Source organism: Cecembia rubra (assembly GCF_003014575.1).
GTDB lineage: Bacteria > Bacteroidota > Bacteroidia > Cytophagales > Cyclobacteriaceae > Cecembia_A > Cecembia_A rubra.
In genome coordinates this window covers 1-18,268 of record NZ_PYGF01000001.1, presented here as the reverse complement: position 1 = coordinate 18,268, position 18,268 = coordinate 1, and the positions used below count along the sequence as shown (strand labels likewise).

The 18,268-nt window shown below is 38.5% G+C and carries 17 protein-coding genes and 1 pseudogene; 9 read left to right on the top strand and 9 right to left on the bottom strand.

Annotated features, from left to right (window positions below; genetic code table 11):
* Nucleotides 1-27 precede the first annotated feature (27 nt).
* A complete protein-coding gene (locus CLV48_RS00090; protein WP_106565231.1) occupies nucleotides 28-972 on the bottom strand; it encodes a succinylglutamate desuccinylase/aspartoacylase family protein in 945 nt (314 codons plus the stop codon).
* Nucleotides 973-1,051: 79 nt separating this feature from the next.
* Between CLV48_RS00090 and murB the strand changes: the two genes are divergently transcribed.
* Complete coding sequence (gene murB, locus CLV48_RS00085; RefSeq protein WP_106565230.1) at nucleotides 1,052-2,065, top strand: UDP-N-acetylmuramate dehydrogenase; 1,014 nt, start codon at nucleotides 1,052-1,054, stop codon at nucleotides 2,063-2,065.
* On the opposite strand, the gene CLV48_RS00080 is transcribed toward murB, so the two are convergent.
* A complete protein-coding gene (locus CLV48_RS00080; protein WP_106565229.1) occupies nucleotides 2,062-2,544 on the bottom strand; it encodes a deoxycytidylate deaminase in 483 nt (160 codons plus the stop codon). The genes murB and CLV48_RS00080 overlap by 4 nt on opposite strands.
* 161 nt (nucleotides 2,545-2,705) lie before the next feature.
* Here CLV48_RS00080 and CLV48_RS00075 point away from each other — a divergent pair, with 161 nt between their 5' ends.
* Nucleotides 2,706-2,987, top strand: a complete 282-nt coding sequence (locus tag CLV48_RS00075; RefSeq protein WP_106565228.1) for a DUF202 domain-containing protein — start codon at nucleotides 2,706-2,708, stop codon at nucleotides 2,985-2,987.
* A 112-nt stretch (nucleotides 2,988-3,099) separates the two neighbouring features.
* Entirely contained in the window at nucleotides 3,100-3,987 is an 888-nt protein-coding gene (locus CLV48_RS00070; protein ID WP_106566048.1) for a Ppx/GppA phosphatase family protein, read from the top strand.
* A gap of 106 nt (nucleotides 3,988-4,093) precedes the next feature.
* On the opposite strand, the gene ppk1 is transcribed toward CLV48_RS00070, so the two are convergent.
* Together ppk1 and gyrB are read right to left on the bottom strand one after the other, a co-directional pair.
* Complete coding sequence (gene ppk1, locus CLV48_RS00065) at nucleotides 4,094-6,214, bottom strand: polyphosphate kinase 1 (RefSeq protein ID WP_106565227.1); 2,121 nt, start codon at nucleotides 6,212-6,214, stop codon at nucleotides 4,094-4,096.
* Between the two features lie 119 nt (nucleotides 6,215-6,333).
* Complete coding sequence (gene gyrB / locus CLV48_RS00060) at nucleotides 6,334-8,292, bottom strand: DNA topoisomerase (ATP-hydrolyzing) subunit B (protein WP_106565226.1); 1,959 nt, start codon at nucleotides 8,290-8,292, stop codon at nucleotides 6,334-6,336.
* 377 nt (nucleotides 8,293-8,669) lie between these two features.
* On the opposite strand from gyrB, the gene CLV48_RS00055 reads away from it, so the two are divergent.
* The 3 genes from CLV48_RS00055 (at nucleotide 8,670) to CLV48_RS00045 (ending at nucleotide 11,528) form a co-directional block, all read left to right on the top strand.
* The gene (locus CLV48_RS00055; protein WP_106565225.1) at nucleotides 8,670-9,422 is read left to right on the top strand and encodes a bacteriorhodopsin; all 753 of its coding nucleotides are present in this window, start codon (nucleotides 8,670-8,672) and stop codon (nucleotides 9,420-9,422) included.
* Between the two features lie 83 nt (nucleotides 9,423-9,505).
* Complete coding sequence (locus tag CLV48_RS00050; RefSeq protein ID WP_106565224.1) at nucleotides 9,506-10,669, top strand: lycopene cyclase family protein; 1,164 nt, start codon at nucleotides 9,506-9,508, stop codon at nucleotides 10,667-10,669.
* Nucleotides 10,656-11,528: a Brp/Blh family beta-carotene 15,15'-dioxygenase gene (locus CLV48_RS00045; protein ID WP_106565223.1), complete on the top strand. Its 873-nt coding sequence runs from the start codon at nucleotides 10,656-10,658 to the stop codon at nucleotides 11,526-11,528. The genes CLV48_RS00050 and CLV48_RS00045 overlap by 14 nt, the downstream gene beginning before the upstream one ends.
* On the opposite strand, the gene CLV48_RS00040 is transcribed toward CLV48_RS00045, so the two are convergent.
* From CLV48_RS00040 to glsA, 3 genes are read right to left on the bottom strand one after another with little or no spacing between them, the layout of a single operon-like run.
* Complete coding sequence (locus CLV48_RS00040) at nucleotides 11,525-11,902, bottom strand: CoA-binding protein (RefSeq protein WP_106565222.1); 378 nt, start codon at nucleotides 11,900-11,902, stop codon at nucleotides 11,525-11,527. The two genes, CLV48_RS00045 and CLV48_RS00040, sit on opposite strands and share 4 nt — an antisense overlap.
* Nucleotides 11,899-12,852: a glycine N(alpha)-acyltransferase GlsB gene (glsB, locus tag CLV48_RS00035; protein ID WP_106565221.1), complete on the bottom strand. Its 954-nt coding sequence runs from the start codon at nucleotides 12,850-12,852 to the stop codon at nucleotides 11,899-11,901. The genes CLV48_RS00040 and glsB overlap by 4 nt, the downstream gene beginning before the upstream one ends.
* 2 nt (nucleotides 12,853-12,854) lie before the next feature.
* Entirely contained in the window at nucleotides 12,855-13,679 is an 825-nt protein-coding gene (gene glsA / locus CLV48_RS00030; protein WP_106565220.1) for a lyso-glycine lipid O-acyltransferase GlsA, read from the bottom strand.
* A 232-nt stretch (nucleotides 13,680-13,911) separates the two neighbouring features.
* Between glsA and CLV48_RS00025 the strand changes: the two genes are divergently transcribed.
* Nucleotides 13,912-14,745: an SDR family NAD(P)-dependent oxidoreductase gene (locus CLV48_RS00025; RefSeq protein WP_106565219.1), complete on the top strand. Its 834-nt coding sequence runs from the start codon at nucleotides 13,912-13,914 to the stop codon at nucleotides 14,743-14,745.
* 81 nt (nucleotides 14,746-14,826) lie between these two features.
* On the opposite strand, the gene CLV48_RS00020 is transcribed toward CLV48_RS00025, so the two are convergent.
* Nucleotides 14,827-15,501, bottom strand: a complete 675-nt coding sequence (locus tag CLV48_RS00020) for a hypothetical protein (RefSeq protein WP_106565218.1) — start codon at nucleotides 15,499-15,501, stop codon at nucleotides 14,827-14,829.
* Nucleotides 15,502-15,598: 97 nt separating this feature from the next.
* Here CLV48_RS00020 and CLV48_RS00015 point away from each other — a divergent pair, with 97 nt between their 5' ends.
* Nucleotides 15,599-16,495 carry a class I SAM-dependent methyltransferase gene (locus CLV48_RS00015; protein ID WP_106565217.1) on the top strand — a complete coding sequence of 299 codons (897 nt, stop codon included), beginning with the start codon at nucleotides 15,599-15,601 and terminating at the stop codon, nucleotides 16,493-16,495.
* 279 nt (nucleotides 16,496-16,774) lie between these two features.
* Nucleotides 16,775-17,956 carry an aspartate aminotransferase family protein gene (locus CLV48_RS00010; protein ID WP_106565216.1) on the top strand — a complete coding sequence of 394 codons (1,182 nt, stop codon included), beginning with the start codon at nucleotides 16,775-16,777 and terminating at the stop codon, nucleotides 17,954-17,956.
* Nucleotides 17,957-18,134: 178 nt separating this feature from the next.
* Here CLV48_RS00010 and CLV48_RS20875 read toward each other — a convergent pair.
* Nucleotides 18,135-18,268 (bottom strand): annotated as a pseudogene (locus CLV48_RS20875) (IS256 family transposase); the annotation flags it as partial.

Genomic DNA, 18,268 nt, shown 5'->3' with positions numbered 1-18,268 from the left:
AAGGCTGCCAAAAATGGCAGCCTTTTCTTATATTGGTACCCTTCCTACATGGACCAAAGCATCTCCTGCATTGACTACTGGATTATTGTTCAATCCTATCACATGCCCATTGTGGATGGCCTTGATAGGGATTTTTACCCGACCATAAGGATCTGAAATCTTTGCTAAAATCTGTCCTTTTTTTATTTCATCACCCAATCTAACGGATGCAGAAAATATACCTGAGACTTTAGCCCTGACCCAAGAGCTTTCCTGTATCAAAAGCGTTGGGGACTGTTCAAACTTCTCATCAATCATACCCAAATAGGCAAGCATCCTTTTGGTACCTAGCACTGCTTCTTCTACAGCAAAATCATCCAATCTCATGGACTCCCCTCCCTCATATACGAGGATATGTTTCCTTTTTTTAAATGCCTCTTTTCTAAATGATTTATCAATAAGGGGTGAATTCAGTGTAAAATACGCTCCAAAAGCCTTGGCCAGTTCAAGTGCCTTCTTATCCTTATAGTCAACCCTTATCTGAGGATAATTGGAAAGCATTCTACCTCCGGTATGAAAATCAAGACCAAAATCCACCATAGGGATCACATCATTCATAAGGATATAAGCAATTTGGGAAGCCAATGAACCTCTTTTGCTTCCGGGAAAACTCCTGTTGAGATCTCTTCCATCTGGAAAAGTCCTTGAATTGCTCAAAAAACCATAAATATTGACCAAAGGTATAAAGATGATCGTCCCTTTAACGGGATGGATAACTTCCTCCTCCAACATTCTCCTGACGGCTACTATTCCATTGATTTCATCCCCGTGGACCCCACCTGAGATCAGTACAACCGGACCATCCTCCTTTGCCCTTTTGATATACACTGGTAAATCAATCAAAGTATGCGTTGGCAGCCTTGCAATGGCAATATCAATATTAATAGTCTGACCTGGACGTATTCTTACACCATTAATTACCAATTCCTTCATACAGTTAATTTAGAAGCCTTAACCTTTAACCTTTCAATTTGATCAAATTCTTACTTAATTCGCAAGGACAAATTTGCTTATGAATATACAGGAAAACATCTCACTTCTTCCATATAATACTTTTGGAATAGACAAAAAAGCAAGATTTTTTGTTCAGGCAAAAACTGAAGAAAATGTCAAATCTGCAGTCCAAAGATCAAAGGCACTTAATGTCCCTGTTTTTATCTTGGGCGGTGGAAGCAATATCCTGCTCACCAAGGATATTGAGGCCTTGGTCCTCAAGATCGAAATTGAGGGAATTCGAGTGATCTCAGAAAATAATGAGGAAATACTGGTAGAGGTAGGTGCCGGTGAAAACTGGCATCAATTTGTCTTATACTGTATCGAAAACAACTGGGGAGGAGTAGAAAACCTCTCTCTTATCCCAGGAACTGTAGGGGCATCTCCAATGCAAAACATAGGAGCTTATGGGGTAGAATTAAAGGAAGTTTTTCACCAACTTAAGGCTATCCACCGAGAAACACTAGAAGAAAAAATTTTCGACTGGAATACCTGTCATTTTGGATACAGGGAAAGTGTCTTCAAAAATGAATTGAAAGACCAATACATAATTGTTAAAGTTGTATTTCGTTTGAGTAAAAAACCTGTTTTACACACTGAATACGGAGCCATCAAGCAAACTTTGGAAGATATGGGAATTTCCAGTCCCAATATCAAAAACATCAGCGATGCGGTCATCCATATCAGGCAGACCAAGCTGCCTGATCCAAAGATGATTGGAAACGCTGGGAGTTTTTTCAAAAACCCAACAATCTCAAAGAATCAATTTGCAGCATTGAAAGAAGCATACCCTGATATTCCTTCATTTCCAATGGATGAAGGCGTAAAAATACCGGCAGCTTGGCTAATTGAAAAAACCGGTTGGAAAGGAAAAACTTTTGGTAAAATTGGTGTACACAAAAATCAGCCCCTGGTCTTGGTCAACTATGGAGGTGGGGATGGAGCTGAGATTCGGGAACTAAGCAAAAAAATACAAGATTCTGTCAAACAACAATTTGGAATACTTCTACACCCAGAAGTGAATTTTATTTAAATCAATGGATCATCAAACTGTATTTCCTTTCCATATTTCACTACCTCCACACCAAATTTCTCCAAAAAAGCCAGCCCTTCATCATGAGGTAAGCCTTTATATTCTGCATATGAATACATATAGATCACTTTGACAATACCAATTGAATAAATGATCCGCGCACAGGCAAGGCAGGGTGCTAAAGTAACATATAAGGTGGACCCATCGACAGAAGCATTATTTTTAACAGCATAGAGAATAGCATTCTGTTCTGCATGAATGGCCAATGTGCAACTTCCCTTGCTGTCCCTGGCACATCCTGTATCAGGGAATTCCTCATCACAGTTATGTGTTCCTGCCGGAGGACCATTGTAACCAATAGAAATAATTCTTGTATCCTTGGTTAAAACTGCACCTACGTGCTTTTTGATGCAATGAGACCTCTTGGCCAAATTCACCGCCAATTCCATAAAAATATCATCAAAATTAGGTCTGCTCATGAATATATTGTTGCTAAAATTTGTTTTTGAATCATCAAGGTCCAAAAGTAATTAAACTGAGCTATTATTGGGTAAGATAGCCAACAAATTACCAAATTAGTGCTCAAAAAGTAAAATCAGAAGAAAAAATAAAGCAATCAAATCATTAAAACCTCGTTGTTATGGAAAAGGAGAATTTAAGCGAAAACGAATTAATTGTAAGGGATTATCTCGCCCGCCAAAGAACCTATTTAGCCAATGACAGGACGCTTTTATCTTATATCAGGACCTCCTTATATTTTTTAGTAAGTGGTACAGCCCTGATGGAAGTCAATGCACTGGATCATGTCAGGGATTTGGGATACCTGGCATTTGGACTGAGTCTGGGTTTATTACTTTTAGGGATATTCAATTTTTACAAAGTCAAAAAAAGGCTGAAAAAGCATTATTACCAAAGGATGTAATCTACTTAAAGTAATATTTCCAAAATTCCCTCCAATCCAATCAAAACCCAAAGTATTTGGCACAATTCCAAAGATTTAAGTTATATTGGAAAATCAACCATTTTACAATATTTTGAGATTAGCTGCTGTCGACATAGGTTCTAACGCCATTAGGCTCCAAATCACCACTGTAACCTATTATGAAGGAAACACCAATTTCAAGAAGTTGGAATACCTGAGGTTTCCTCTCCGATTGGGTCTAGATGTATTTCACACCAACAGGATTTCCGAAAAGAACAAAAGGAAATTCATCAAATTGATGAAAGCATTCAAGCTGTTGATAGACCTGTATGAGGTAGATGATTATATGGTATGTGCCACATCTGCTATGCGGGAATCAGAAAATGGGAAAGAAATCGTAGAAGAAGTTAAGGAAGACATCGGTTTGAAGATACAAATCATTGATGGAAAGTTGGAAGCAGAACTTATCAACCTGGCGCTTTGGTCCTATATCGACGATAAATCCTACTTGCATATAGATGTAGGAGGAGGAAGTACTGAATTGAATATTTATTCACAAAAAAACAAAATTGCATCCAAATCTTTCAAAATTGGTTCAGTCCGTGCCCTCGAGGACAATATTCCACTTTCAGTTTGGAAAAGCATGAATAAGTTTATTGAAGAGCATATTGGAAATAAGGAAAAAATTACCTGTATAGGAACAGGTGGAAATATCAGTAAAATCTTCGAACTAAGTAATCCCCCAAAAAATAAGACCTTTATCCAAATTGACAAGATAAAGGAAATCCAAAAATTCCTTGAATCCTTCACTTATGAAGAAAGAATCAACAAACTGAACCTTAACCCCGACAGGGCAGATGTCATTATTCCCGCCTCTAAAATCTATCTCGCTGCAATGACCGCAGCCAATTCCAAAAAGATGATTGTACCTGACGTTGGACTCAAAGATGGATTGATGCAAGTGCTTTACAAGAAAAATAAAAAACGCCTATTTGGGTAAAGACTGAGAAACAAAAAAACCTACAAAGCCAAAGCCAAAATCCAGCATATCTGGCAGGAATTTGGCTTTTTGACTTGGCAGGATCTACCTATATTAATTTAAGGTTTCAAATCAATTTGACTTTCATTACTTCTTCAAGGGTCACATGGAAAAACTCCTTGTGAACATTGAATTCTTCTTCATCAGCTTGAGGCAATTTGGGTACATATTTGCCATCTTCCAGCATGGTGTAAGCGTTAACATTATCTTTCAAATTGTAAGCAAGAATATTCATCAGCTGTTTCTCCAGTACCGGGTCTTCAATCCTGAACAAAGACTCAAGCCTTTTATCAAAACTTCTTACCATCATATCTGCCGAACCGGCATAGGTCCTGGTGTGGCCATTGTTATGAAAATGGTAAATCCTAGAATGTTCAAGAAAGTCACCTACAATGGATATTACCTCAATATTTTCACTAAGACCTCTTCTTCCAGGCCTCAGGCAACAAATCCCTCGGATAATCAATTTTATTGGAACTCCCGACTGGGACGCTCTGTAAAGGGCATAAATAATTTCAGAATCTTCCAATGAATTGACCTTGATAAATATGCCGGAGGGAAGTCCATTTCTGGCATTTTCTGCCTCTTGCTCTATGAATTCGATCAACTGATTTCTCATATCCCTCGGAGCAGTAATCAGGTTTTGGTACACCGTAGGCATAGAATGGCCTGTGATTACATTGAAGAATTCAGAAACATCATTGGCAAGCACTTCATTGGTAGTCAATAAGCCAATATCTGTGTATAACCGTGCAGTATCTTCATTGTAATTTCCTGAACCCAAATGGACAAAACGTGTCACTACATTATCATCTTTTTTGACGATTAATAGAAGCTTAGTATGAGTTTTAAGGTTACTGATGCCATATATCACAAAACATCCTGCTTTTTGGAGTTTTTTGGCTTCACGGATATTATTTTCCTCATCAAACCTGGCCTTTACCTCGAACAACACAGAAACGTGTTTACCATTTTCCGCTGCCCTCAATAATGCTTTGGTTATTCTAGAATCTTTGGCCAACCTATAAATGGTCATTTTTATGGCCATTACGCTGGGATCATCGGCTGCCTTTTCAATTAAGTCCAGAATAGGATCAATATTATTGTATGGATGGTGCAAAAGAATATCTCTATTCTTAAGCACTTGAAAAATTTCATCTGCTCCATCCTGAGGATAAGAAATCGGGGGAACAGGGGCTGGCATCTGTGGAATTTTGTCCTTGAACCTGCGGTTACCAACTACCTGCCACAACCCTGTGAAGTCCAACATACTGGCTCTTTCCACTTTAAAAATGCTGTCATCCTTGATATTCCAACGGTCTTTGAGTAAGCTGATCATCCATTTGGAATAACCCTCCTCAATCTCAATTCGGACAACCCTTCCTGTTTTTCTTTCATTCAATTTTCTTTTAACTTCTTCCAGAAAGTTGGCATCCATATCCTCACTCTCTTCCAGGGTAAAATCACCATTTCGGGTGATCCTGAATAAGTTAATGGACTCAATGTTTACGTTTCTGAACAAAGAAACAATGTTCTCCCGAATTACTTCTTCAATAGGTACATAAACCACCATATCCTCACGCTCGATTTCAAAAAACCTCGGGATATTTGCCGGAATCTGTACAAATGAAAGTTTTCTGTTTTCCTTCTTGTCTCCTGGAGCCAAAGTAACCACCCCAAAAATGAGGAGCTTGTTCATAAGAATAGGAAATGTTCTGTATCCATCAAACACCATGGGAGTCAACATAGGATACACTGCTTTATTGAAGTATGTTTTGATGTATTCCTGCTCTTCTGGTTCCAGGTTTCTTACATTGCTTAAAATGAATCCACTTTCAGACATTTTGGGCAACAGGTTTTTCAGAAAGTGTTCCTGCTGTCTTTTATGGAATTGCTGACACTCCAACATCAGCTTCATCTTAAATGGCTCTTCCCTTAAGCCGGAATAATCTACACGCTCTTTTTCATAATCAAGATAATTGTACAAAGACCCTACCCTGATCATAAAAAATTCATCCAAATTAGAGGCGGTAATGGCCAAAAACTTCAATTTTTCAAAAATTGATCTGCGCTCTTTTTTGGACTGGTCCAATACCCTTTCATTGAATTTTATCCAACTCAGGTCACGGCTGACCAGGTCACTACTTTCAATGATACTATCAAATCTATCTGTTGTTGCTATTCTCATAAGCCTTACGGATTAATGCAAATCTAACAATCTATCGGCATGATTCATCATGCGTAAGTTTAAGAATTTATTACAAAAAAAGGGGCACTCGGCCCCTTTTTCCATGATCGGTTGAAGTATCAAGTGTCAATCTTGGCATACTTCGCATTCCTTTCGATGAATTCCCTTCTTGGGGCAACCTCATCCCCCATCAACATGGAGAATAAATGATCGGCTTCTGCGGCAGATTCAATTGTTACCTGCTTTAGCGTCCTGGTATTTGGATCCATAGTAGTGCTCCACAACTGCTCTGGATTCATTTCACCCAAACCTTTATAGCGTTGGATATTAACTGATTCTTCCTTCCCCTCTCCCGCCATTTCTTTGATCAGTATTTTTCTCTCATCTTCTGTCCAGCAGTATCTTTCATCTTTACCTTTTTTGAGAAGGTACAGAGGTGGCTGTGCAATATAAACATACCCTTTTTCAATCAAGGTCTTCATATAGCGGAAGAATAAAGTCAGGATCAAAGTTCTGATATGAGATCCATCAATATCAGCATCCGTCATGATGATAATTTTATGGTACCTCAAATTGGAAAGGTCCAGTTCCTTTTCATCATTGACAGTACCAAACTTCACTCCTAGCGCAGTTAGGATATTCTTGATCTCATCGTTGTCATATATCTTATGTTCATGTGCCTTTTCCACATTAAGGATTTTACCTTTCAATGGTAAGATTGCCTGAAAATCCCTGTCCCTGCCCTGCTTAGCTGAACCACCTGCAGAATCACCTTCCACCAGGTAAAGCTCGCAGACAGTTGGGTCTGAATTGGCACAATCAGCCAATTTTCCAGGGAGGCCTCCACCGCCAAGAACATTCTTCCTTTGTACCATTTCCCTGGCCTTTCGGGCAGCATGCCTTGCTTGAGCGGCCAGGACTACCTTTCCAACTATTATTTTTGCCTCTTTTGGATGCTCCTCCAACCAGGTCTGCAAAACTTCTGATACCGCACTATTAACGGCACCGGAAACATCTGAGTTACCCAACTTGGTTTTAGTCTGACCTTCAAATTGAGGTTCTGCTACCTTTACAGAAATAACTGCTGTCAATCCTTCCCTAAAATCATCCCCTGAAATATCAATTTTCAGTTTATCCAACATCCCGGATTTATCTGCATAAGTCTTTAAAGTCCTTGTCAATGCCATTCTAAATCCGGATACATGGGTCCCCCCCTCATAGGTATTGATATTGTTCACATAGGAAACTACATTCTCAGAATAAGAGGAATTGTAACTCATTGCCACCTGCACAGGTACAGCGTTCTTGTCTGCATCTATGTAAATTGGGCTTTCGATTATTTTTTCCCTTGTCTCATCCAAGTATTGTACAAATTCCACCAATCCACCTTCGGAAAAAAACATATCAGACCTTGGTGTTCCATCTTCTTCTAATTCACGAAGGTCCTTTAAGTGGATTTTTATACCTGCATTCAAAAATGAAAGTTCCCTCAACCTGTTGGCAATGGTCTCATACTTGTATTCTCCAACGGTAAATATACTGAGGTCAGGCTTGAAATGTATAATGGTCCCTCTTTTATCAGTGGTGCCAACTTCTCGAACAGGATACTGGGGAACCCCAATACTATATTCCTGCTCGAATATCTTTCCGTCACGGTGTACCGTAGCTTTTAAATGAGTGGATAAGGCATTCACACAGGATACACCCACACCGTGTAGACCTCCGGAAACTTTGTACGTATCTTTATCAAACTTACCTCCGGCATGAAGTACGGTCATAACTACCTCAAGAGCAGACTTCTTCTCCTTAGGGTGAATGTCGGTAGGAATTCCCCTACCATTGTCCTCTACTGTAATTGAGTTATCTTCATTGACAATAACATAGATGGTATCACAATGTCCCGCCAAAGCCTCATCAATAGAGTTGTCCACTACTTCCCAAATCAAGTGATGCAAACCTTTGATGCCTACATCCCCAATGTACATGGCGGGTCTTTTTCTTACTGCTTCTAAACCTTCTAATACCTGGATATTACCAGCTGAATAATCCTTCTGATTTCCTTCTTTATTTTCGCTCATAACAAGTTCAAACGCTTTTTTCTAACTGAAAAAAGAGATTTTTTCTATCAATAATCAACCCGTAATAATACGCAAAAAAAACGAGAGCACATACCTTTTTTCAATATGAAATCCGATCCTTTCAACATCCAAAAAGGCCATTTTACCGATTAATCCTTATACAGAATTTTATTCTTCAATTGCCCAAATTATCAGTATCTGATGATTTTTTACCGATCACTATTTTGAGCAATTCAACATTAAAAACCAAACGTTTATACACATTTGTTTACCTTTTTCGATAATTCATTAAACAAATTTAATTCTGATTAATTTATCAATCATTAAATCACCAATATAAAATTTCAAAATTCTTCAACACTCTAAAACAATTAACTATGAACACCATTTTAACCGCAGATTTGGTTGGTCTTGACAAGATCATCAACAGTGACCCAATTGCTATTACCTTTTTTATTGGGTATATGGCTATGTTTGCTTCTGCTGTATTCTTTTTTGTAGAAAGAGGATCAGTAGATGGGAAGTGGAAAACCTCCCTATTGGTATCCGGACTTATTACAGGTATTGCTGCTGTCCACTATTATTACATGCGGGACTTTTACCTAGAAACAGGACAAAGCCCGACTGCATTCAGGTATGTGGACTGGACATTGACTGTACCTTTGATGTGCGTTGAATTTTACCTGTTGACCAAACCATTTGGCGCCAAAGGTGCAACCTTATTCAAATTAATTGTTGCTTCTCTTCTCATGCTAGTCACAGGATATATCGGGGAAACCTCAGGGATCGAAAACAATATAATGTGGGGAATAATTTCTACAATCGGATACCTCTACATTGTTTATGAGGTATTTGCCGGAGATGTGGCAAAATTGGCAAAAACTTCCAATAGCCCTGCACTGGGCCAGGCCATGTTCCTTTTAAAAATCTTCATAACCTTAGGTTGGTCGATCTATCCTATCGGATACATGGTATTGCCAGGTAACTTATTATCCGGAGCCTTTGAGGTAAGCAGTATTGACCTTTTCTACAACTTAGCTGATGCCATCAACAAAATTGGATTTGGTCTGGTAATCTACTCTGTAGCCATAGCCGAAACAGCAAAAAACAAAAATGCAGTTGTCGCTTAGTCTAATCTTGAAGGTTGTTCCAGACTTGGAACAACCTTCTTTTATTTTTTTCGGAAAGTCCAACAATATTTAACCAAAATACCATGTCTAAGCATTTGTTGACTTATGATTATATCATCACAGGATTTGGTTGCGCGGGTATGAGCTTGGTCTATCACCTTCTCAACAGCCAACTCCGGGATAAAAAAATCCTGATCATAGACATTTCAGACAAAAAAACAAATGACAGAACATGGTGTTATTGGGCCGAAACGCCCCTGGACATACATCCTAAGAACAGCCCATTGACCTTCTGGAAAAACATAGTTATTTCTCAAGGGGAAAAAAAGCTAAAAAAAGATTTGGGTAAACTTAACTATTACCACATCCGATCCTCTGATTTTTACCGTGAAATATTAGCCAAGATTAAAAATTTCACCAATATCCATTTTATTCAAGACAGCGTCCAAACTATAGAAAGCAGTCCAAATAATAGTGTTACCGTAAGCACAAAAAACCATGGAAGTTTTTATGCAGAAATGGTTTTTAACAGCGTTCCAGATTCTTCCACAAACTTGCGTCATCACAAAATACTCAAACAGGTTTTTCTTGGATGGAAAGTCAAAACAAAAAAAGCATGCTTTGAAGTAGACACTGCAATCATGATGGATTTTGATCAAAAAAAAACATCAAAGACTGCCTTTTTTTATGTTCTACCTTTCAAAGAAAATGAAGCATTGATTGAATACACTGAATTTACTACTGATCAAATGGACAGAAGCTTCATGGAATCAAAAATAAATCATTTCATTCGGAATCAATTAGGGCAAGATCGATATGAGATCACTTTTCGGGAAGAAGGGAGCATACCTATGACTACATATTCCCTTACGGAAGCCCCAGCATTTAATATCATTCCAATAGGCACTTTAGCGGGTTGCAGTAAACCAAGCACAGGATTTACATTTCATAATATTCAAAAGCATTGCCAATTAATTGTCAATTCTCTGGCAACTGCTGAGGGTAAAGCATTAATATGGAAGAGAAAATGGCAATATAATTTTTATGACAATATATTACTGAACATTGCTAAAAAGTGGCCAAAAAAACTTCCTGAGGTATTCATCAATCTCTTTGAATCGAATACAGGACCTGATATCCTTCGTTTTCTTAATGAGGAGAGTAGTTTTTTGGATGACATCAAACTTCTGTCAAGACTTCAGTTCTCCATATTTATCAAATCCCTGTTGCATTATGAAAAACATTGAAATCATCGGGAAAATAACTGGAGTTGCCCTATCTGTTTTATATATGCTTTTATTTCAGGACAATGAAATTTTTGAATGGATTCTTTTTGGAACCATAATCTTAACTATTGGTATACCCCATGGAGCTTTGGATTATTTAATCCTTAATCCAAGGATCAGCAATAAGGAATTGATAACTTTCATTTTCAAATACCTGGCAATCATATTCGCATATATGATAGTATGGGTCTTTTTTCCCATCCTTGCATTGGTTGCTTTCCTTTTGATGTCAGCATTTCATTTTGGTCAAAGCCATTTTATAGGCAAAAAAATCACAATTTGGAAAAATTTAACCTATCTGTCTATAGGTACATATTACATTTCTGTAATCCTTTGGGGAGGTTTTGAACAGACATCAATTATTCTACACAACCTAATGCAATTGGAGTCTTATGCAGTATTGGCTTGGCCAATTATCTTGTGCAGTTTCTCTTTGAGTCTAATATTGATTGTAAAGAACCTACCTCTTCGATGGCATATTTATGTAATTGAAATGCTTGCTTTAGGTATTCTGCTTTACCAATTACCACTCTTAACCAGCTTTGTAATATATTTTGGCTTTTGGCATGCACTCCCAAGTATGAAGGAGGAATACCAGTCTTTGAAAATATATTTAGGTAAAAATCACTTTAAAAACTTTGTGATAAAGATGATTCCATTTTCCGCTGTAAGCTTAGTAGGAATGATGATCATTTTGGCTGTTTTTTATCCTGAAAGCAAACCTGAAGAACTTACTTTACTCTTTTTTATTCTGGTTTCACTGATATCAGCTCCACATATTTGGTACATGAATTCCTTTTTAGAAACCAAAAAATCTTAAAATTGGCCAGTCCTTAATAATACAAGATTGCATGCCTTCCATACATCAATACCCTTAGATTTGGCCAGGTCATAAAGCTCAGGGTTTTCGGTACCTGGATTGAAAATGATCCTCTGAGGATTTAAAGAAAAAATGTAATCATACCACTCGGGCTGATTGTGTGGACCAATATAAAGCGTCACGGTATGAACATCTGGGATGTGAGGCTTTTCTTTGATTTCCAATATGGACTGTCCAAAAACATCTCCTTTTTTAATACCAACCGGCACAAAAGGAATATTTCGTTCAGTTAACATCTCTGCTGCCAAATAGGCATATCTCTCAGGATTCGCACTTGCGCCCAGAATCACTGTCTTTTTATCTTGTAGCTTCATCGACTTCCAAACACCCTGTCCCGATCAAAGGTTTCCAAATGCCTATGCTTTTTACTTTCGTAAATATCTTCCAGGGTAATCAATATTCCTGTTTCTTCTACTGCTCCAAATTCATCGTTAAGTGCTGTCCCAAAGGTTTTCATGGTAGGGGACAAGTTCATGTAGGTATTGATCAAAGGAGGAATATTCTCTCCAAATGCTCTGATTTTACTATTGAGCAGTTTATATCCTTCCTTGTAATCCAATCCATCAAATAAACCTTCGAAGTTTTTAGGATCTGTCTCATACCCAAGTTTCAAATGTTCAAGCGGCCTAACCAAATTATCCGGATCTGGAAAATAAAAATGCATGAAATAAAGTAGTAAATCTCGTGCCTCCCTATTGTAATGAGGGTACATGGTAACTTTTCCAAAAAGATACTTGACATCGGGATTGAGCATAACCACGGCGCCCAAACCATCCCAAAGATTATCCAACGAAAAGAGACCTTTCCTGTTATCAATACTTGGTTGGTATTTGGGCTGAACAAATGACCTCCCTAATTCAATGGTATAAGGAATGTATTCTTCCAGGAATTTTTTTGAAAAAGAAAAAAGGTGAGCTGTAGAAAGATTGATATTTCCATCTTTGTCCAAACCTGCATTTTCACATTTGATAAGTCTATATCCTGCCACAATCTCCTCATCCTCAGGACTCCAGGTGATCAATTGCTTGTAACAATTATCCATTGTATCATTTTCATCCAGGTCCAAAGAAAGGCCTGTGCCACCTCCTGCACCCCGGAAAGTCAATTCCCTCAATCGTCCTATTTCCCTAACAGTATTGGGAGCATTGTGATAATCAACCAGATATATATGGTTATTTCCATTATTGGTGTACCTGAGAAATCTTTCAGGTGTCAACTCACTCTTTAATAGTCCACGATCTGTTTCGGGTATAATTGCTTGCATAGTTATTTTTTTTCGGCCATTTGGTAAACCTGATTTTTGACCTCTTCAGCCCAATCGCTCTCGCTTTTTGATTGATCAAAATAATGGTAAGAAATTGGTTTTCCTATATGGATGACAACTTTTTTACCTCTTTGTGCAAACATTTCATCAGCCAAATAAAACATCTCAATATTTGCCTTGACGCCCAGGTTTTTACGCAATTTTGCTAAGTTATAAAAGAAGTCAGAGTTCCTTCCTTCAATATAGACAGGCACGATGTCCTTCTCATATCTTTTTGCCTTGGAGATAAAACTTTTCTTCCATTGAAGGTCCTTGATACCTACTGCCTGCTTTCTTGATACCAAACCAGCAGGAAAAACCAAAACAGCAAATTCCCCTGCATAGGTCTCCTCTATCAATTTGGTGACTTCTCGGCTATTAGCACCATGTTTATTGACTGGGATAAATATGGGCTCAAAATTTTTAATATTGGTCAAAATATCATTGACTAAAAAGCGGAGGTCGGTCCGGTATTTCCCTAAAGCATGCATAAATGCAATTCCATCCATCCCTCCTAATGGGTGGTTGGACGCAAAAATCACTGGCCTGTCCAATGGTATATTTTCTTCACCTGTAATGGTTACCATTACACCAAACTCATCAATCAGGGCATGCACAAAATCCAATCCCTGCAAATGCCCAATTTTCGCCATTATGGCATTGATTTCTTTCTCGTGGACTATCTTTTTGATATACCGGATAACGAAACCGGGCAGCCATTTATGTAATTTGGCATTTTTGCTTTTGAGAACTTGCTCAATATCAATAAAGGGTTTCTTAACCTCCAAAACCTTGTAATTTAAATGTAGCCCCTAACTTAATAGCCTCTATTTAATTGACTGATATCCAAAAGTATACCCGTGAACTCAACAGTCCTATACTTTTGTTTTGGGTGATTTTTTGAAATTATTTCGACCCAAAAGTACAAATTTTTGCGGAATCCTTGGTATTACTTAGTTTCAACAGAATTTTCTTTTCAAACCAAATTACCTGTAATCAGGTTTAAAAAGAAAAACACCTATGAAATTAGCCATAACGGGACCTACATCAGGGATTGGGGCAGTGACATTCCAACAATTGACCCCAATCTGTAAACAAATATTTTTTTTGGCAAGAAATGAAGCTAAAGCCAAAGAAGAAATAGCCAAACTTCCTCTCCAAGAGCAAAATAAAGTCAAATTTATTTACACCGATCTGGCAGATTTTGAATCGGTAAATAATTCCGCTCAACAAATCGAAAGGTTGACTGATAGCATTGACTTACTGATCAATAATGCAGGTGGTATATTTCCGGAAAAAGTTATTACCAAAAATGGCTTTGAGTTGACACTTTCAGCCAACCATTTGGGGCATTTTCTTTTGACCAATAAATTGATGCCTGCACTTTTGAAGGCAGAAAACCCCAAAATCATCAATGTTAGTTCGGAAGCACATAAAGTAGCAAGAGTAAATTTCGAAGACCTCAATTACAGTCAAACAAAATACAGTGCTTTTACTGCTTATGCCAATGTCAAACTTTTCAACATCCTATTTACAAAGTCATTGGTTGAAAAATTTGGCAAGGAAGGCTTAAAGTCCTATGCCCTGCATCCCGGGGTCGTGAAAACCAATTTTGGAAATGAAGCTAACGGTATTTTTAAACTTTTCTGGACTATAGCCAAGCCATTTATGATCAATGCCCAGAATGGAGCCAAAACGACGGTTTTCCTTGCAAAAACACAATTACCGGAATCACAAAATGGATTCTATTTCAAAAATTCCAAACCTGCATCCCCCTCAAGGATGGCCATATCTAAAAACATGAGGGAAAAGTTATGGTTAAAAAGTGAAGAGCTTTTGGAAAAATGGCTGTAATGCCATTTCCAAAAGCCCTTTCCAATGATTATTATCAATTTCTTTTTCTTCCTAGGTATATGAGAGCTCATCTAGGAATCTCTACCTGTTGATAAATTCCAATATCTGTTTCATACCTGAAGCCCTGTCAGCCTTGATGTTATTGGTCTTGATAAAGGCATTCACCTCATTGAATTTAGGTCCTGCCAATTCTTTAATACTACTATTGTTGGACTTGAATTCCTTGCTTGATAAACCAGAAATTCTATAAAATCTCGTGTTTTGTTTGTAAGTATCATATTGTGGCCCAGTATATCCATCCTTTAGTACAGTGGGCTCAACTAAATATTTGCTGTGGATGGCAACAAACTTTTCCTTGTCTTTTTCAAACAATACTTCAACAATCCTTTGTTTTCCCTCCAGGTATTCCAACCGGAAAAGTTTGGGTTCTTCCTCAAGTGTTTGGAGCCATTCCCAGTTTTTCAATACCAGAGGTTCACTATCTACACCACCAGTCTGTATGTAGATTTCTTCCTTTTCAGGAAGAATGTTGAATGGAATATCCTCGTAAACCTTTCCTCCTATCAGTGATATTTTGGCTGATTTTGGTTCATCGTAAAGGAAAGGAGTTCCTTTAACCCCATCACTCTTTGCATTTAACCGAAACGCACGTCCATAGTCAATGTCATTCTGCTTAAGAGTAGAAACTGACTGTGACCAAGCCAAATCCACCAGCAATACCAGACCCAATGCCAACGTGAAAATTATCTTTTTCATTTCTTTTTAGCAGATTTTGAATATAATCCTAAATTACTGATTCTATTCGCAAAATTAAAATCAAAATCCTGTTCAATTATTCCATTAATTTTGCAAAATGAAAGAAACCATCCTATCACTTTGCCCCATCTATTGGGAAGATTACGAACTGATCGATACTGGAGGATTTGAAAAACTGGAAAGATTTGGTCCCTATATCCTTAGCCGTCCCGAACCACAGGCCATTTGGGACAAAAGTCTGAGCGAGGAAGAATGGAGGAAATTAAGCCATGCCCATTTTGCCAAAGAAAAAAATAATCCGGAAAAAGGCCAATGGAAAGAATTGAGTAAAATTCCGCACAACTGGCAGGTAAAGTATAAAAATCAGGATGGTCTGAAAATGAAGCTTAATTTGGCCATGACTTCATTTAAGCATATTGGGCTTTTCCCAGAGCAAGCTGTCAATTGGGACTATATTTCAGATACCTTGAAGGCTTTTCCGGTTAAAAACCCAAAAGTTCTTAATCTCTTCGCCTATACTGGTGCCGCCTCAGTAGCAGCCCGTGCCTGTGGGGCTGATGTGACACATCTTGATTCTGTAAAGCAAGTAGTGACCTGGTCCAAGCATAATATGGAAGCTTCAGGACTTGAAGGCATCCGTTGGATTGTGGATGATGCTATGAAGTTTATCAGAAGAGAAGTACGGAGAGGCAACACCTACCATGGTATTATACTCGATCCACCAGCCTATGGCAGAGGACCTGATGGGGAAAAATGGATTCTAGAAGAACAGATCAATGAAATGCTCAAGCTTTGTGCACAATTGTTGGACCCAAATCAGCACTTCCTGATACTTAACATGTATTCCCTCAGTTTTAGCTCCATGATTGCGGCCAACCTGATCCAGTCCAATTTTGGTGATGTGGCTAACGCAGAACATGGGGAATTGTACCTTAAAGATAAATATGGTAAGAAATTGCCTTTGGGCATCTTCTACCGGTTTAGGAAGGTATAGTATCTGCTACGGGTCTAAAATGTCTTAAGTTTTCAGGGTATAAAGAGCCAAGAGGGCCAAGCGTTAAGAAAATATTCTATGGATATTTTTAGCTTGGGGACAGGATGCAGGGTGGGAAAAAGTAAAAATTGTTCTTGGATTTAGTGAACATTTGAACTTTTGAACAAAATAGCTTCTTGGTACTTTGTACAAAGTTCTTTCTCTTGATTCTTGTCTCTTGATTCTTGCCTCTAGTCTCTTAACTCTAGCATCTAATCTCTTGCAACTAACAGTCTAAAAATGAATAACCGCCAACTCTTCCTTTCCCATCTTGCCCAGACCACGGATTTTCCGCTTTTGATTGAAATCGAAAAAGCCGAGGGAGTCTATATGTATGGACCGGATGGAAAAAAGTATTTGGATCTCATATCCGGCATTGGGGTCAGCAATGTTGGCCACCGTCACCCAAAGGTTTTGGCAGCTATCCAAGAGCAACTGGACAAATACCTGCACCTTATGGTATATGGAGAATATGTACAAAGCCCTCAGGTCAAATTGGCAAAAGCACTCACAGACACCCTCCCTTCACAATTGGACAATGTGTACCTGGTCAACTCAGGTTCTGAGGCGGTAGAAGGTGCCCTGAAATTGGCAAAACGCTATACAAATCGCAGGGAAATTATTTCCTGCATCAATGCTTACCATGGTTCATCACACGGATCCCTTTCAGTTGGTGGAAATGAAATATTCAAAAGAGCTTACCGCCCATTATTACCAGGGATCAGGAATATTGTATATGGGGCCTTCCATCATCTGGATAAGATAACAAATGATACGGCTGCAGTCATCATCGAAACCATCCAAGGGGAAGCAGGAATCCGGGTGGCTTGTAAAGAATATTTTCAGGCATTGAGGAAGCGCTGTAATGAAACAGGAACATTGTTGATTCTGGATGAGATTCAGGCAGGATTTGGAAGGACAGGGAAATTCTGGGCTTTTGAGCATTTTGACATAGAACCCGACATACTTGTCTGTGCCAAGGGAATGGGAGGTGGTATGCCGATTGGTGCATTCATTGCCAATAAAGAAGTCATGGGGGTGTTTAAAAACAATCCATTGTTAGGCCATATTACCACCTTTGGGGGGCATCCTGTTTCTGCTGCAGCGTCATTAGCTACAATTCAGGTAATTCAAAAAGAAAACCTCTTGGATCAGGTAGAAGAAAAAGCAGCATTATTCAAAAAATTATTGGTACACCCCATTATCAAAGGCATTAGAAACAAAGGACTGATGATGGCTGTAGAATTTGAATCCTTTGGTGTGCTCAAACCTATTATTGACCGTGCCATAAATAAAGGCGTGATCACAGATTGGTTCCTGTTTTGTGATGACTCTATGCGCATCGCCCCTCCACTGATTATCAGCCATACCGAAATCGAAGAAGCCTGTAGGATGATTTTGGAAGCGATTGAGGGGGTTTAGTGATTGGTGATTAGTTATTTAGTGAATAGTTGATTGGTTAATTAGGGATTGGTTGATTAGTGGTTAGTGAGAAGTGATGAGTGTTAAGTGTTGAATGTTAAGTGTTAAACGATCAGGGTTAAGGGGTTTACGGACACTATCCCGATAAGTGTGTAAACTTTAAATTATGATTTTATGGTCAGGTTTCAAGAAGCCTGACCCTATCACCAAATATAAGCAGGAAACTGTTAAGGATAGTACCCCAGTCTCGAATGGGCATAGTCCATTTTTTCGATGCTTCCCTTGCAGCGAGGAAAACAGACTTCATAACAG